Source organism: Corynebacterium sp. ACRPS (genome assembly GCF_022346005.1).
GTDB lineage: Bacteria > Actinomycetota > Actinomycetes > Mycobacteriales > Mycobacteriaceae > Corynebacterium.
Genome location: NZ_JAKRMY010000014.1, coordinates 24,967 through 40,625, shown reverse-complemented (window position 1 = coordinate 40,625; position 15,659 = coordinate 24,967). Strand labels below are relative to the sequence as shown.

General features: G+C 55.5%; 14 protein-coding genes. All 14 read right to left on the bottom strand.

Going from position 1 to position 15,659, the window contains the following annotated elements; genetic code table 11:
* Positions 1-50 precede the first annotated feature (50 nt).
* The 14 genes from MHX65_RS09110 to MHX65_RS09050 all read right to left on the bottom strand — a co-directional run bounded on the left by MHX65_RS09110 (position 51) and on the right by MHX65_RS09050 (position 15,656).
* Positions 51-4,877, bottom strand: a complete 4,827-nt coding sequence (locus MHX65_RS09110) for a hypothetical protein (RefSeq protein WP_239269788.1) — start codon at positions 4,875-4,877, stop codon at positions 51-53.
* 368 nt (positions 4,878-5,245) lie between these two features.
* Positions 5,246-6,523, bottom strand: a complete 1,278-nt coding sequence (locus tag MHX65_RS09105) for a hypothetical protein (protein ID WP_239269787.1) — start codon at positions 6,521-6,523, stop codon at positions 5,246-5,248.
* Complete coding sequence (locus tag MHX65_RS09100; RefSeq protein WP_239269786.1) at positions 6,523-7,152, bottom strand: hypothetical protein; 630 nt, start codon at positions 7,150-7,152, stop codon at positions 6,523-6,525. The genes MHX65_RS09105 and MHX65_RS09100 overlap by 1 nt, the downstream gene beginning before the upstream one ends.
* Positions 7,153-7,203: 51 nt before the next feature.
* Positions 7,204-8,196, bottom strand: a complete 993-nt coding sequence (locus MHX65_RS09095; RefSeq protein WP_239269785.1) for a hypothetical protein — start codon at positions 8,194-8,196, stop codon at positions 7,204-7,206.
* A 78-nt stretch (positions 8,197-8,274) separates the two neighbouring features.
* Complete coding sequence (locus MHX65_RS09090; RefSeq protein ID WP_239269784.1) at positions 8,275-8,652, bottom strand: hypothetical protein; 378 nt, start codon at positions 8,650-8,652, stop codon at positions 8,275-8,277.
* Between the two features lie 3 nt (positions 8,653-8,655).
* A complete protein-coding gene (locus MHX65_RS09085) occupies positions 8,656-8,946 on the bottom strand; it encodes a hypothetical protein (protein ID WP_239269783.1) in 291 nt (96 codons plus the stop codon).
* Positions 8,939-9,121 carry a hypothetical protein gene (locus tag MHX65_RS09080; RefSeq protein ID WP_239269782.1) on the bottom strand — a complete coding sequence of 61 codons (183 nt, stop codon included), beginning with the start codon at positions 9,119-9,121 and terminating at the stop codon, positions 8,939-8,941. The genes MHX65_RS09085 and MHX65_RS09080 overlap by 8 nt, the downstream gene beginning before the upstream one ends.
* A 172-nt stretch (positions 9,122-9,293) precedes the next feature.
* The gene (locus tag MHX65_RS11675; protein WP_441303175.1) at positions 9,294-9,677 is read right to left on the bottom strand and encodes a phage head-tail connector protein; all 384 of its coding nucleotides are present in this window, start codon (positions 9,675-9,677) and stop codon (positions 9,294-9,296) included.
* An 18-nt stretch (positions 9,678-9,695) separates the two neighbouring features.
* Entirely contained in the window at positions 9,696-10,754 is a 1,059-nt protein-coding gene (locus MHX65_RS09075; RefSeq protein WP_239269781.1) for a major capsid protein, read from the bottom strand.
* Between the two features lie 2 nt (positions 10,755-10,756).
* Positions 10,757-11,182 carry a hypothetical protein gene (locus MHX65_RS09070; RefSeq protein ID WP_239269780.1) on the bottom strand — a complete coding sequence of 142 codons (426 nt, stop codon included), beginning with the start codon at positions 11,180-11,182 and terminating at the stop codon, positions 10,757-10,759.
* 30 nt (positions 11,183-11,212) lie between these two features.
* Positions 11,213-11,749: a hypothetical protein gene (locus tag MHX65_RS09065; protein WP_239269778.1), complete on the bottom strand. Its 537-nt coding sequence runs from the start codon at positions 11,747-11,749 to the stop codon at positions 11,213-11,215.
* A 92-nt stretch (positions 11,750-11,841) separates the two neighbouring features.
* A complete protein-coding gene (locus MHX65_RS09060) occupies positions 11,842-12,567 on the bottom strand; it encodes a VG15 protein (RefSeq protein ID WP_239269777.1) in 726 nt (241 codons plus the stop codon).
* Positions 12,568-14,043, bottom strand: a complete 1,476-nt coding sequence (locus MHX65_RS09055; protein WP_239269776.1) for a phage portal protein — start codon at positions 14,041-14,043, stop codon at positions 12,568-12,570. It lies immediately after the preceding gene.
* The gene (locus MHX65_RS09050; RefSeq protein WP_239269774.1) at positions 14,040-15,656 is read right to left on the bottom strand and encodes a hypothetical protein; all 1,617 of its coding nucleotides are present in this window, start codon (positions 15,654-15,656) and stop codon (positions 14,040-14,042) included. Before MHX65_RS09050 ends, MHX65_RS09055 begins: the two co-directional genes overlap by 4 nt.
* Between the last annotated feature and the right edge of the window lie 3 nt (positions 15,657-15,659).

Here is a 15,659-nt window from a genome sequence, read left to right as displayed (position 1 = left end):
TTTCGTAGCCTCCTACCTTGCTGGAAGGAGACTACTGCAAACCATGCACCCTATACCATACCAGCGCTAGCTAGGAACAAACCGATAGCTACTGTAACTGCGAAGTAAGCCAAAATGAGTACAACGACAATTGGAATAAACACGTACAGGTACAACAAAACGATCGCTGTTGCAATACCAGCCGAAGTGGCGAGCCCTGTCAGTGTTCCGGCAATATTGAGCACAATCACGAGCGCCACTAGCCCCAGAGATACGACTGCCAGCACCGCCAAATGGGCAATCACCCACAGTCGCAGCAGCCTACCCAATGGTGAGTGACGCGTTAAAAGGTTGAAAATATCCAAGGGGATACCCACAAGAGGAAATGCGATTGTGTTGACCACACGAAGGTAGATCGGCACCAGGCCCAACATGATAATCAGCCCAGCGACAGCAATAAACGCCACAGTCACAACACCAGCAACTACGACGCCCGTCACACGGTTGAACAACGTCAGCGCCAACGAGCCAATGACGACGGCTAGCGTTGCCACCACCGCGGCGAAAACCACAATGGAAGATATAAGGTCAACAGCTCGAACCGCATGCGAGACACTAGCAACCGCAACAATCAGCAAAGAAGCCGACAAAATCAACACAGCCCACAAAAGAATCGGCGCCGCAGCCACAACACCAGCCACACGAAGACGCCTAAACAGCCGCCTACCAGCACGCACCGGAGTACCAGCCGCAAGAAAGGCTAAAGCGCCAGCCAGAACAAGCCCCGTCACCACCGTGAGCAGTGCAGCTAATGGGGCCAAAAGTACTCGTGGGTGCGTGGCGACCATGCTCAGGAAAGCTGCCACCGACAAGAACAAAATAATGGCGCCGGCAACACCAGGCACAATCGTCAACGACGCCGCAGTAAACGTCACCGCAATCGTCAGCAGTGACACCTTGGCCAATATCCTCCACGGCTTAGCCAATTTCCGCGCCACAAGAAGCAATGGCACACCCACGAACACAGTAACTACAGCAGCAACCATCAACCCCAATGCGAGCTGCTCGAGCTTTTGAGCCTTCATCCACGGGAACGCGCCAGCAATAACACCAACATCCAACAGTAGGTGGCGCACACCGCGGGCGGTAGCAAGTGCGACCACGATGGCAGAAACGACGGTAGCAATGCTACTGAGGGCGAATTTCGGCCACCGTTTGATTCGCTGCCCAACCCACGTGAGAGTAACAAGCGCTGCGATAATGAACCGATGATTTACACCCAAGGCGATAGCTACTGGGGTCAGTAGGCGAGCCCCGAGGATGGGGACCTTCCAGCCCATCCAGCGTGCCGCGGCAATAACACTCGAGCCGAGGATACCCACCAGGAGGGGGAGGATTGGGCGTAATAGAATCCCGATGATGCCTCTGGTGCGCGCCACGATGTGGGCGAGCCCGATGCCGAGTGTGGTGACGGTATCCACGCCGAATGCGTCCAGGAACGTCCATGGTAAGGCAATCGGGGTGATAATCTGGCGCACCTTATCGACAGGATAGAGAGGTATGTAGATTAAGAGCATCAGTACGAAAAGCAGCCCGGCGAGAATCGATGCACCGCTTGTAGCCCACCAGAATGGTGCCGAAGCAGGGCTAGCAGGACCACCCGTTAACACCCACCCGACCCAAGCGACTGCAGCGACTAATAACAACGCAAGCAAGATAATCAGGTTGAATGCATACACACTGTGGAACAGGATGTTCCACTTCAAGATAAACCTAAAAATCGTCAGTGGGACAGCAACTCGATAAATAATGCCCCTAAACGGCAAAAACAGTACCGGTAGTGTCAGCAACGCTACTGGAAACGCCAAGCCGGTAACGAGACCAATAGCCGACGTGCCCACCCTACGAAGCGGATACAACAATCGTGTCGGAGCCGCAAACACTGGGATGAACCCAACCGAAGCCGCTGACCGTACAGCCTCCACACCACGCAGCACCAGGCGAACAACCCACGGGCCAATCCCCGCGAATATACCGGTGGTCATAAACACCATGCCGGCAAGCATGACCCCCGCAGTTATCGCACGAAGCAGCAACTGGCCGCCACCATGAAGCCCAGCAGCAACCAAAGCTACCTGGTGGCCCACAAAAAGTGCCGCAGTAACACCGACCGTGGCGAAAGCAGCAGCTACAGCAGCCGCCGCAGCAACCACCGGCGGCGCCAAAACAGGCAGAAGCAAAAGCGTAGCAACCGCCGTAGCCAAAAGCGACACAGCAACCACAGCCCCCAACGCCAGAATGACAGGAGCGACAGCTTTCTTCAGCAACGGAAACGCCGCTACATTCGACGCAACCCACGCCACAGAAGCCACATAAAAAATAATCGACGCCGGAATAGCAACAATCGCCGTAACAAACGCCGTCACCCCAGACCCGGCCACCGGCAACAAGGCCCTCACCGTAGTAAACATCAAAAACAATGCAGCCAGCACAAAACGCGCTAACGGTCGAATAACAACCACCGCCGCACGAAGCTGCTTACCCGCCAAACGAGCCGTCACCAAAGACCGAAAAACCAACACCTGAACAATCGGCAACGACACCGCAACCGCAGTCACCACCGGAGGAACCGTATCCAACCGGAACCGCAACAACCGCAGCAACGACACAACGATACTTACCCCAACAAACGGGACGAAAATACCGCCAATAATGACCGTGCGCACCAAATTCAACAACAATGACCGGCCAGAAAGAGTAGAGCTACGAATCATCAGAAAGATAATCAGCCCCACAACAGTCGAGGCAAACAACGCCACAATGACGAACGTAGTCACCGCAATAGCAACCGCAATAACAGCTTTTTCCAGCCCAGTCGTCCGCAACGGCTGAGTAATCCGCAACAACAGACGAATCTTTGTCACTACGAACAACACAACCGCGGCCAACACCGCAAGATGAGCAAGCACCCAACCAGCAGCCAAAAACAACACGACGGCCTTCAACGTCACCGGCAACGCGCCAGCAATAACCACGAGCGGGAAATCCAAAATGATGAACTTCGCACCATTGACCACAGACCAAAAAATAAACAACGCCGCCAACGGATGCCCAGTCAAAAGGGCAATCACAATCAAGTCCGCCGCCCACGGCAGCACCACGCCGCTGAGCCCAAAGCCGAAAAACTTCAAGGCCACAACCAGCATGCCCAACAACAGTCCCGCCGTCGCCAAAGCAACCGGAACTGCAAGCAATGGTTTGCCAAACACCAACAGCACCAACGTCAACGCCGCCCCGGCCGCCAAAGCCATCACCGGCAACGCCAACATCGCACCAACCAGAACCAAGTCCTGCGTCGACAACTCCGCAATGGCCTTATTCACGCCATCTAAAAACGCGTCCCACGCGCCAGTCAGTTGCGGAATCACCTGCCCCAGATTCAACGCATTCAACGCAGCAATCCAACCCTGACCAACATCGCTGGCTATCGCACTGGCCAACAGGCCAACATCGTTTGCCAACGCAGCAGGATTATTCCAGTCCGTCAAAAACCTGTTCGCAATATCGCCATACTGAGCCGGATCCAACGAACCCAAAAACGCATTCCACGCCTTCACAAGATTCGACGGGTTAAAAACACCCCAATTATCCCGCACAATATCAATAACCGAATCCCACAAACGCTGCGCCGCCCGATAAAGATTACTGCCCGCACGAGCAATATCAGACAAAATCTCACCAGAGGTCATCCGCTTAATGAAATCACCAGAAATATCATTCCACCGGCGCATCGCATCACGAATGAACTCATTAACGTCAGTAATATTCTGCCGGTTCAAAAAGCCACGCAGCGCATCACCAACCATCTTGCCCACATCACCAGACACCTGGCCCAGGCGCCCAGCCCACGCACGAATAGGACCAGACCACTGCGCGAAACCAGCAGAGGACACCATATTCGCCAAAGCATCACCCAAAGCCGGGAAATCCACCGACGCAATCGCATTATCAATCAGATGGTCAACATCCCCACGCATAATGGCATCAAGCCAATCCTGCCAATTCGCCCCCATCGTAGCGACAAAATCACCAATAGCCTTTTGCACATCACCATTGGACAAACCAGCAATCAGCCCACCAACACCAACGCTCGACCACAGTGTGGCAATCTTCTTTACCGCATGCGCAATAGACTTACTCCGCCTGCGAATCCACGACATCGCATGGTCAAACGCAGCTCGAAAATTATCCAGATTCGCGCCGCTAATAAGGTCACGCGGAGCCCAATCCGCAATAATGCGCAGCAACTCCGAATCAGTCATATCTGCAACCGTGTGCTCCACACGATTAATCAGCTGGTCCACCGCATCCAATAACGACCGCTCAGAAATACGAGAGATGATATCCAGAGCAGTAGACACATTCACCCGAATCGCACCGAGATTCGTCAACCGGCCATCGCCAGTAATATAGTCCACCCACTCGCGCACCTTGCCAGCAAACGCAAAATCCGGCCCCATATCCTCACGCGAAGAAGGCTCCTGCGGGGCCCTATCCACCAGGCGATACAAGCACACACCATTAGAATCCGGCGTGCACGACAGCGTCACCACACTGCCGGCCAACTCAGCCCGGTTAAACGCCTGCGAATCAATCGACGTGACCACCGCACGAGGAACGAACAACCGCACACGCTGCCCATCAGCCGCCAACAAATCAAAATTCAACGACCGATAAGGCAACTGCCCATCAAGACGCTCCTCAACCCTCACACGCGAAGAATCAAACAGCTCTTTCACGCCACCATCAGGATGAGTAAGCCGCATCACCGCCGAATTACCCAGCTCCATAAACGATACCGACAGGCTCACCCCATCTGGAGAGGAAACCGTACTCATCGACAGTCCAGACCACGACTTCGATTCCTCAGAATCTACCGACGTATCCACCGACACCCCATCAGCAGACACGTAACCAGCAGGAACCATACCCGCCCCCGGCAAACGACGCAGCGGCTCACTCGCCGACAATGGCACCGCAAAAGGACTCGACACCGCCTGCCCAATCCACGCACCACCACCAGCCGACACGTCCGGCACACCGTGAACAAGATTCCCCCGATTACGCATAAAACCCCCAAAATAGCGTCACAATACAACCCCAGTATAAAACACAGTATCGACCATCCCGAGCCCCGGCAGTCGACCAACGCACAAGAATAGGGGCCGAGGGAGTACACCCTCAGCCCCTACTCGACTGAATCTGATTAAACAGTCAACGCACCCACAACCAGATACGCGACCACAATCAATGCCACCGCATCACCGATAAGAACGCCCGGCTTCAGCGCAAGCGGAGCCAGTACAGTCTTCAGCACGCGCCAGTTAGCAAACAAGCCAGCGGCCAAAGTCTCCACGCCACGCAGACCCAAGCCACGAACCGGCAGATGACCCAGCTGAGGCACGCGAGACAGCAAGAACACATTGAATAGGATACGACCAATGTTCAGCCCATTGAGAATCTTCAACAGGTTATTGCCACGAACCACAACGCGAATCGGGGTAGACAGAACAAGGAAGTCCACCGCGGCACGAACAGCCTTCACCACAGCCTTGGTATTAAACGCCGTCAGCGAATTAATAAGCACCTCGTTAAAGACATGCAGCAGCGCCTGACGCACCTCATGATGATTAAACATCTGCAGCGCAACAACAATAAACGGAAGCTTCTTCGCCGCCTTAAACTGCGCGATAACCGGAGCAGCCAAAAGACCCTTACCCGCGGTAAACAAGCCCTTGACCACAGCAGCCTTTAAGGCCACGCCCAAATCAACAATGCCCTTGACCGCCTCAGCACCCTGGGCAACAACAGAGCCCGCAGCCAAAGCCACAGCCAGCAAAGGAGACAGCCCCTCAGCAGCCTTCACAGCCTTACGCACAGCCTCATCAGCACCCAAGGAAGCCAACTCGCCGATAAGCTTGCCGCCACGCTCAGTGACAGCGTCAAAGTGCTTCGCCAGCTCATCAAGCTCATCCTGTCGCAGCTCAGCCAAAGCCTCCAGAACATGGCCAGGCAGTGCACCACCAGGTAGCTTCTTGACCACCTGTGCAATCGGGGCAGAAGCGTTCAGCGTATCCAACGCCTCAGCAAAATCACGAACAGTAGAACGAATATCAGAAAGGTCAGAAACCTTCTCCAACCCCAGATCCTTCAGCTGACCCTCAAGCCCATCAACGAGCTCATCAGCCGCAGACTTAAAATCGGCAGCCTTCTTCAGCGGGTCCGGCTCATGAATAGCGGTATCAATATTCGCCTTGAGAGTATCCAGGACTTCCTGGCCGCTTTCAGCCTCACCCACCAGGGTAGAAACAGCCTTTTCAACCTCGCCGCGAGTATCGTCACCCAGGTTCAGCAGTGCGCTAGAAGCCTGGGAGAGTGCGTCTGCCATTTCGTGCGGGATAACCCCGGCAGACTCGAGACGGTCCACGAGGTGAGTGGGGTTGAATTCACCGAAGTTATCGCGGTCAGTGTACTTGTATTCCATTACTTTTCCTCCTTGTTGTCCTCGTTGAATGCGCGCAGAATGTCCACGAGGGCAGCACCGATTGGCTGGGCGGAGGAACCAATGCCGGTGACCAAGTCCGTGAGCTTCTTGCGGTCAGCCTCAGGGAGGGCATCAAACTTGCCGACCAGTTCCGGGAAGCCATCGCCCGGGGTGATGCCGTCGAAGAGCTTCTTTGCGTAGGAAGAACCAACGAACTCGTCCACAGCGGAGCCGACCGTGCCGGCGTGGTCTGCGAGTTCCTTTACACGCTCTGCGGCCTTGTCTGGGAGAGCTTCAGCATCGCCGAACTGCTCAGCCACGAGGTCATGCAGGCGAGTCTTGGCGTCTTCGATGCCCTTAATGGCAGAGGGGACGCCGGTGCCTGGGAATACCAGTGGGCCGCCGAGAATCTGCTTGAGGTCATCGGCGAGGGTCTTGGCGTCCTTGACGGTGCGGCCCAGCATGGAGACCTGCTGTGGGATGGACTCGGAAATCTTGTCGATGATGCCGTTGAAGTTGGAGAACATTCCGGTGAGAGAATCAGCGGTGTCCTTTTCCACGCCGCCCTGCTGCTGCAGGTCGCGGATGGAGTTAGTGATTTGAGAAAGCAGGCTATCCTTATCAGCCATGAAATTTACCCCCAAAAATAGTGTTTACAATTCCCCGAAAATGTTTGGTGTTTAGATGATGCCGCCGGTCAGGTCATCAATCGTTTGCCGCCCACCAGCACCGGTGAGCAGGTCAACAACCGCCTGAGCCCAACGATTATGACGATTCAGCGGAGTAAACGGCAATGCCTCCACGTCCTTAATCAACGTGGCCGCATCCTTACCCTCCACCAGGTCAGACAACAGCTGCAGCAAATCGTCGACACCGTTAAGCGGAGCAAGGTGCTTCGCGAGCTTGTCGATGAACTCAAGGTCCAACCCACCCTTGCCGTCAATGAGCGAGTAGAACAACCCCGCAACCAAGTCCGGCGAGATAGGCAGATTATTCAGAGCATTGCGCACAATGTCTTCAATTTCTGCCAGGGATACAACCGGCAGCCCATCATCTGGGAAGCGGTCATCATCATCCTTCTTGACGTTGCGGCGGTCAATGTAGGTGTAGAGGTTGTTTCCCTTTTCATCCGGGAAGCATTCAATCGTGGCGTCGAAGCCTACGACCTCGCCTCGCGAGAACACCTGGTCGTCGAGCTCGGTGACGCGACCATTCGGGATGAACAAGCGTCCCTTCAGGTCTTCGCCGCCGTGAATGTCGAAGATGAATGAGCGGTAGGGCGTTTCCGTCGCGTTGTCAATCATCTGGACTGCTCGTCCATCATGACGGGAACGGAAGTTTCCTTCGCCCATCACGGCGGTAGCCACGTGAGAATTGACAATCTCGTGGAACTTGCACTTGATTTGCACCGAGTGGTTGGACTGCAACACTGCCATGGTGTCACCATTCCAGTCCACAACCTTTTCGGTATCACGGTCGACAGTCTTTGTTAGTCCGTCCTCGCTGATGTAGCCAGCGGGGCTGAACTTGTTGACTGCCGGCAGTGAAGCCACCCTGATAGAGGCAGAGTGTGGCGTCTGCAGCGGGTTGATGCCCGCCATGCCAATCCATGCGGCGCCGCCGCTTTTGACCTCGGGCGCGCCGACAACAATATTTTGTCGCATACGTGACATGCGAATTCCCCCAAAAAAATTTACCCCGAGTAACCACCCCAAGCAGGGCAGTCACCACAAATTATACATGAAAAATACTTAACTTAACGCCGTCCACAAGGTGCCCGCGCCCTGCCAACGAATAGCAGAAGGCCTATCCGGGTCAGGGAAAATATACGGGTCGGTATCAGTATCCCAATCCAAAATATCCCCCTCAGCACGGTAGGAAACCTCCATGCCCTCCAGGCAGGCGGACAGAAGGTCCACGCAGTACTCATCATCGGTGCCGTAGGCCAAAAGTATGATGCGAGTACGGTCAGTCACCGGCGTTTCCCGGTCAGGGGCCGCCGCATCAACCTGAACCATGGGCCCGTCAAGCTCATCCGGGACCTTGGTCGCCACATACACCCCGTCGAACTCGGAACCTTTAAGCCACCGCTTCAGGCAAGAGACAACAATCGCAGAAGGATGCCGCATTAGCTATGCTCCCTTCTTCGGAGACTTCGACGCGACCGGGTAGGCGCCTACAGCCTTTTGCAACGCATTATGCTTCTTCTCATGCCCGTAGGCCTCCCAATCACCGGGCGTAGGCACAATCAACGCACGCCAGCGGCCACGGCCTTGCTCAGCAGGCTTCACGACATAATGGTCGCCAACCTTCGAACGGAACTCCTCGGCCTTGCCATCAACTAGATGCTTAGTCTCCGATGATTCCTTGAGCACACGATTAAAAAACTGGTGATTCATCTTGAACTTAAAGCTGTCAGCCACGCTCAACCCCCTCAAAAATACGCAGCTTATACTCCGCCAAATCCGGGTCCCACCACGGCCCATGCGTGAAATCATGGCCACCATCGGCAATCAAGAAATCAACACCACCGAGATGAACTAAATCACCAGCATGCACATCACCTGGAAGCGCAAACAACGAGCCAGCCCAATCCACACGCCGAACATCCTTATCATCCGGGCCAGTTTCCGGGGAATCGCTAATAGACCAACCAGCAACCCGCACAACCTGAGGACCACCCCATCTGGTTACCGGATTACCTAAAGAATCCTCCCCCGAATCCTCACGACGGCGAACCTGCACAAGGTAGGGGAGTGGGTACCCCGACTCAGTAGAGTGAGACCGTGAACGCGCCACGACGACCACCCCCAACCGAGCGCAACATCCGCTTATCCTCAGCCGTCAAGAACACACCGCCAGCATTCGAATTCGACCCAAAATTCTGACTCGTCGAAAACGGGCCAGCAGTAAACGACTGAGACTCAGCACCCACAGGAGCAGACGACAAGCCACGAGAGACAGCGCGGGCAGCCACACGGGCACACACCACACGAACCGCCGCCGGAACTGACTCATCAAAATGCTTACCCAAATAAGCATCAATAGCGACCGTCGCCTCATCAACCATTGCCACAATAAGGCTCTTATCGTCCTCATCCGGCTCAATAGTCAAACGGTCAGTAACGTCAAGAATCGTGCAATATGTGTCCACGTGAACCCCCAAACTGGACTACTTAGCGCTACGGCCAGCCTTCTTCGCAGGACCAGGCTTAACCACGTGAGCAACCATGGCCATATTCGGATTCGTCAGAATCGGCTGCACAGCACAGTTAGCACGAACCCAATACGCCATCGGGTCGTTCTCACGCCAAGCACCGACCGCAATCTGACCAGCGCCAGACAGGTTGTACTCCGGAGAATTCATCTCCACCGTCTGACCCCACACCGTATAGCCCAGCAGACCAGACTGAGTCTCCGGCGGCAGGAAGTACAACGTATTCTCATCCAGAATCCGGCGCGCAGCCTTACCATCACGCACGGAACGAGAATACGACGTAATCCCCGGAAGCCCCTGGTCCTGCAGTACAGCATTAATAGCGCCAGAGGAGACACGAGCCAACTCGCCGGTGGTATTCGCCGCATCGCGGAACTGCTTATTCGTCTGCAGCTTCTGGATGACCTTCGGCGAAGCAATAATCGTGCCCGGCTTGGTGCCGTTGGCGTCCTCATAAGCCATAGCCCACGAGATGATGTCTTCCAGGGCGCCGGAATCCTGGTCATCCCAGTGCTTCTTCGGGGTGACCTCGAATTCCTCATCGCGGCCAATGCCGGCGTCAACGATGGCGCCGTTTTCCGAATAGCGGACACGGCCGGTGGTGAGAACGTCACCGCGGGCTACCTCGACGCGGTTGGCGACTGCGCGGACGACCGTCTCGGTGGCCTTGGTCATGTCGTCTTCCTGGAAGCGGGAATCACCCTGGTGGAAGCTGCGCAGCTGGTCCATCTCGTTGATGCGGACCTTCTGACCAATCAGAGGCATCTGCATCATGGCCTTCTGGCCGCCGCCCATGGAGCCAATCGGCGTCTCAGCGTCTGCAGAGCGCACCTCAGCCAGGCGTCCGGTGTCTTGCTCGGTCATCCAGCTGAAGAACACGTCGTTAATTAGCTGGTCTGGGAAGTAAGCAGACAGGGAGCCACCGGCGGCCTGCAGGTCGTTTAGATAGTGGTTTGCGTAGATAGTCAGGTCCTCAGGTGAGAGGACCTCGTTCCAAATTTGCGTCGAACCCATGATTAATCCTCCCGTACGTCGCCGATGGCATCGAAGTTGGTGGAGCCATCCTCATTCCACAAAGAACCGTGCGGTTCGTGCACGAACGTGAATTCTGCGTGGTCGCATTCTGCGATGTTCACGCGATTGTTGGAATCCGGAAGGCGGTCAACGCGAACACGGCCGTGCCAGACAATCGGCACAACCTCGCCTGGGTTATTGTCCTGGTCCGTCAGCAGGAACCCGTCCACGGACTGAGTCTTGGACGTGACTGGCACCCAGTAGTCGCCTTCGCGGTGCAAGGCGGTGCCAGAGGGTAGGACGGACGTGCGAATATGGGTAGTCTTTTCGCCCAGCGTGCCGGTTTCGGCGTTGTCTACTGCGTGGCGAGAGCCCAGCCACGACAGGTCGCTGGGAGAGTAACGGTCAAATTCTGGCCGAAAGTGCATAATATCCCCCGATGATGTGATGAATGCGGACTACGCCCCCTGGCGCTTCTTACGCCTCTGCCACAGCTCCTCACCCCGAGAAATACCCTGATTCGGTGATTCCCAGGTAAGCCGCGACGATGCAGGGGCGGCGGGGGAGTGCTTGCCGATGAGGTCTTTAAGCGTGGATTCAAAATCGTCATCGTCAGCGTCGAGCTTATCAATGGCTGCGCAGAAGCTTTTCGAATCGAATAGTTGCTCTACGTCGCCGCCGAGCCCCGCGATGTGGATAATTAAATCCCGATTATGCTGAGCATCTTCAACCTGACTATGGGCCGTCGAAAGCTCAGCCTGAAGGTCTTTAATCGTGGATTCGAGTTTCTCTTTGTCCGCGGTAAGCTGCTCAACGTCTGCTAGCGATTTTTCTGCCCGGTTTTCCCACGTGCGAGAGTGGGCCCGCATGTCCTCGTACTTTTTACGGTAGTCAGTTGATGCGGTTTCGGTTTCCGCCTTTGCGGCGTTGGTTGCAGTATCCCCGCTGGTGGTTTCCTTTTCGGAATTGTCAGCGTTTGCGTCCTCGTGCGACACAGCGTCCCCCTAAATGTTCAGTTTGTGGACTACGGCCTCATTCATCCCTTCCGGATACAAACCGTAACCACCCCAAAGAATAGCACACCTGTTCATTTCCTAAGGTCACCCACCTGACGCATCGCCTGCAACAACACATCGGGGTCCGTGCTATCAACTTCTTCTTGAGCCTTCTTATAAATCTTTTGCGCTCTAATCGTCGATTCTGGAAGCTCAACATGGCCGCGCTTACGGCAAATCACAAGGCACCGGCAATGGTCATGAAAATGCGCCCCCGAATACCCACCACCAGCAGTCGACTGAGACGAATAATCAAACCCTCGAGACGCCAACAACGTACAAAACGCACACGCCCCAGGATGAGCAACACGAGCCCACGACCCACCGCCTTTCCACGCCGTATGCTCAGTGTTTTTACGCTGCCTGGAATACAACTCATCAGCGACGATGAACCCCATCGAATTCAACGTGCGATTATAACCTTGCTCTTCAAAGAATAACGGTGCGAAATCCTTCGCCATTCGAGCCTCAACCTGCTCGGAATCCACCCGGCGTGGCTTCCATTCCACCGGCCGCATCTCCATGTAGTCTTCTTGTTCTTCTAGCCACGCCATCGTGGCATCAGAAACGGCTGTGCCGTAGGAGTCGATGGCTTCGCGCACCATTTGCCGAAGAAGTTCTTTCTGGCGGTAGGGGTCGGCGGTGATGTCCGGGATGATGAGGGCGCGTGAATTGAGGTCCGTAACGGCTTGGCGAGCTATGGAATCAACGACGGGTGTGATTGAAGCCCAAGGGCGTTGTGGGTCTACCGCGTTCATCTAGCGTGCCTCCTTGGCGTCGTCGCTGGCGTTTTCACGCGGTGACGGTGCCACCCGGTCGGGGGTTTGGTGTGACGATTCGGTATTTTCTTGGTCTTGTGGTGTCGAAGCTTGGAGTACCTTTGCCAACTGGGAGAGGCGTTTACTGCGGTTTTCCTGCTCGATTTGGAGCCGGTCGGCGGCTGAAAAGTGCAGGTTTTTCAGTAGTACCTCGGAATCGGGGGCGAGCACACCGGAAGTAAGCAGCTTTAGCGCCCAGTCGGCGTCGGCGGCCTTGGACTCGGTGGCGGGGTCGCGCCAATCCACTTCGAGCCCGTCGACGAGGCTTTCAACATCGACGTCATTGTCGAAGTCGGAAAGCTGCACGAGTACGCGAGCCAGCTCCAACAGGTCTGGATTCATCAACTCCGTCTTAATCTCTGATGCGCGAATCAATTGCTCTTTCCACACGCGAATCGAGTCACCCGAGGGCGGATTTTCCGTCATGAAACCAAAATACTGGGCCGGAATCTTTGACTCAGAAGCAATCAACTGAGAGTAGGCGCGTACCTGCTCGATAAATGGGGTAGGAGGAGACGATGCGAATTGTCCGACGCTGGGCTGCTTGGGGTCGTCCTCATCGCCGTTGAGGACAAGCATCTTGCCGATAGAAGTCCGCCAGCCCATCTCTACGCGGTCGAACTCCGTCATGCCCTCTGGGTCGTAGCCGAAATCCTCAGGTGAGGCGCCGGTAGCCCATCGCTGTGGGGAGGCATAAAACTCAGAGTTATACTCCATGTTCTCTAACGTGCGGGCAGCTGCATCTGTCAGATACCGCACGGCCGGGGTGATTTCTGACTGACCCGACCAGTGCGATGTGCGCAGGCGATTGCGCAGCCGGAACATAGGGAATCCGCCGCCAGGAACGTCGAATCGCTCCACTGAGCGCACCGTACCCACGTCGGTTGAGTCTTTGGAAATGACAATGACCTCGCCCTGCAGGTAGAGCACCTCGCGGTACACGCCCTCCGAATTAACTCCCGAGCGGCGATACCCGGCCACTGGACCGTTGGTGGCGTCATCCCACAATAGTGAGCCAGACAAAGGCGATACTGACCGCAAGCGGAATACGCCGTGCGGGTCGGGCTCTACAGCTAATAGGCCCAGGCCGAAAATCAGCATGTCCAAAATGGCTTCAGACACTCGAAGCGGAACATTAAACCGACGCGTGACTAGCCGCATCTCCTCGCCATAGTCCGGTGATATGAACCCATCCATGCGTAGCAAATCACCGTAGGTATCTACCACAGTTGCCGGCCATCCGGAAACAACCCCAATATCCGACAATGAGTTCGGCACCGCAACGCCAATGCGCTGCACTCGATGCGTCCCGTCATAGTATGACGCCAGCTGCTTATTACCCTGCCGGTGTCCTGTGACCTCAGTTGTTAATACACTTAGAATATCTTCTTCATTTTGCGTTAGCCCCCGAATCATAAAATGAACGACCCCCTCTTTTTCTTCTTTTTCGTCACCCCGTGCGAGACAGCATCCAAGTAGCACTTATAGGCCATGACTGCGGCATACGCTGCGTCAATTTTATCAGCAGACTCTGGAGACGACTTATAAAGCAAATATCCAGTACGTGTCTCCCTGCGCTTCGCGTTCAAAAGATGTGCGCGCAGGTACGGTCCGCCGTCGTAAGTAATGTCGCGGTTGACTACTGCCTGCCTAAACTCGCTTAGCGATTGGTATACCGCGGCACTTTTGCCCCTCGGCCACGCCATCAACGGATGCGACGAGGTGGCCCGCACCTTAAGCTTCGGGGCGAATTCCGCTTCCCACGCGGAAACATGCTCCGTCCAGCCGGACGGGTCGCAGTACATGCCCACGACACGGTAACGAGAAAAGCAGTCACGCACGACGGCATCAACCTGGCGTGTGTCCGGTTCCCAGACCGGGTCGCGGGGCGTCTTCGACTGCCACACCGCAATCTCGAACAAATGCCCATCTGTCACACGCATGCCAATCAGCGCGGTCGCATCCGCGTTACCACGCACACGGCCTCTTGAGCCGTCAAAGCCCAATACAATCTTGTCGCCTGGCTGGATAGCCTTATCCCTGTCCTCAATGGCATCTACCTCGAGGTGGGAGAGGAAGGAATCGGACGAAGAGACAATCTGATTGAGGTAGAACTGTCGCGCATCAGAAGGGTCAGTCGACGGGTCCCAAATCTCGGTAATGATGCGCTCAATATCCACCCAGCCACCATTATCTCTAGCGGAATCGCCATAAGCATGAACCAGTCCGTGGTAAAGGGAATCATGGTCAGCTAAGTCCGTATCCTCTGGCGCTTCACGGTGGTCCACCAGAATCGTCTCTCGCTTAAGTCGCCCCTGCTTTTGCAGTTCGAGGGCCTTAAACGTTTCCTCAGCAACCGAACCACTGCCTGGTCTATAGGCGTTAGGAGTCTCGATAGAATGACCGCCTAGCTTGCCTGTGTTGCGACGTAGCACTGCAGCTAGCTTCACGCCACCGTTGCTCTGGGTCCACGCTTCGGTCTGGTCGGCAGAAAACCATACAGGCCTGCCGCCTTCTTTTGACAATGCTCCCGCGGTAATGAATTCGATGCGGCCTTTGGGGAGAGCGACAAACGTCTCCATTGGGTCAATGTCGTAGTTTCGCATAGCTGGGCCGTCTCGCAGCATCTCTAGCAGTGGTCCATAGGCATTCTTGGATTGGTCCTCGTTGACCGCGGCAAACTGTACTTTCGGTGTGGTGAATTCAGACCATGGAACCCCCACAGGCTGCCCTGATGCGTCCCACCCGCCGAAGCACACTGGTCCTAGTGCTTCTAGGGCGCCAATAGCTCCCATGATTGGTGACTTACCCCAGCCTTTGGGGCGGGAGAGAATGCCGCGTGTATAGACACGCTGCCCAGTCTCAGGGTCGAGTTTGTAGTAGCGAAGAATAAAGCGAGCTTGTTCAGGCGTGAGTACTAGAGGTTGGTATTCGGCGCAGTCTGGCTGGGCGAGGTTTTCTTCAATCCAGGCGAGGCATTCCCAGCCGAGTGAGGGGAATTCCCCGGGCTCTCGGGGTTTGAATGCCATCGG

What these genes read in the sequence shown, in the direction of transcription:
- MHX65_RS09110 (WP_239269788.1), bottom strand. Translation starts at nt 4,877, where the DNA reads ATGAGTACGGTTTCCTCTCCAGATGGGGTGAGCCTGTCGGTATCGTTT.
- MHX65_RS09105 (WP_239269787.1), bottom strand. Translation starts at nt 6,523, where the DNA reads ATGGAATACAAGTACACTGACCGCGATAACTTCGGTGAATTCAACCCC.
- MHX65_RS09100 (WP_239269786.1), bottom strand. Translation starts at nt 7,152, where the DNA reads ATGGCTGATAAGGATAGCCTGCTTTCTCAAATCACTAACTCCATCCGC.
- MHX65_RS09095 (WP_239269785.1), bottom strand. Translation starts at nt 8,196, where the DNA reads ATGTCACGTATGCGACAAAATATTGTTGTCGGCGCGCCCGAGGTCAAA.
- MHX65_RS09090 (WP_239269784.1), bottom strand. Translation starts at nt 8,652, where the DNA reads ATGCGGCATCCTTCTGCGATTGTTGTCTCTTGCCTGAAGCGGTGGCTT.
- MHX65_RS09075 (WP_239269781.1), bottom strand. Translation starts at nt 10,754, where the DNA reads ATGGGTTCGACGCAAATTTGGAACGAGGTCCTCTCACCTGAGGACCTG.
- MHX65_RS09070 (WP_239269780.1), bottom strand. Translation starts at nt 11,182, where the DNA reads ATGCACTTTCGGCCAGAATTTGACCGTTACTCTCCCAGCGACCTGTCG.
- MHX65_RS09060 (WP_239269777.1), bottom strand. Translation starts at nt 12,567, where the DNA reads ATGAACGCGGTAGACCCACAACGCCCTTGGGCTTCAATCACACCCGTC.
- MHX65_RS09055 (WP_239269776.1), bottom strand. Translation starts at nt 14,043, where the DNA reads ATGATTCGGGGGCTAACGCAAAATGAAGAAGATATTCTAAGTGTATTA.
- MHX65_RS09050 (WP_239269774.1), bottom strand. Translation starts at nt 15,656, where the DNA reads ATGGCATTCAAACCCCGAGAGCCCGGGGAATTCCCCTCACTCGGCTGG.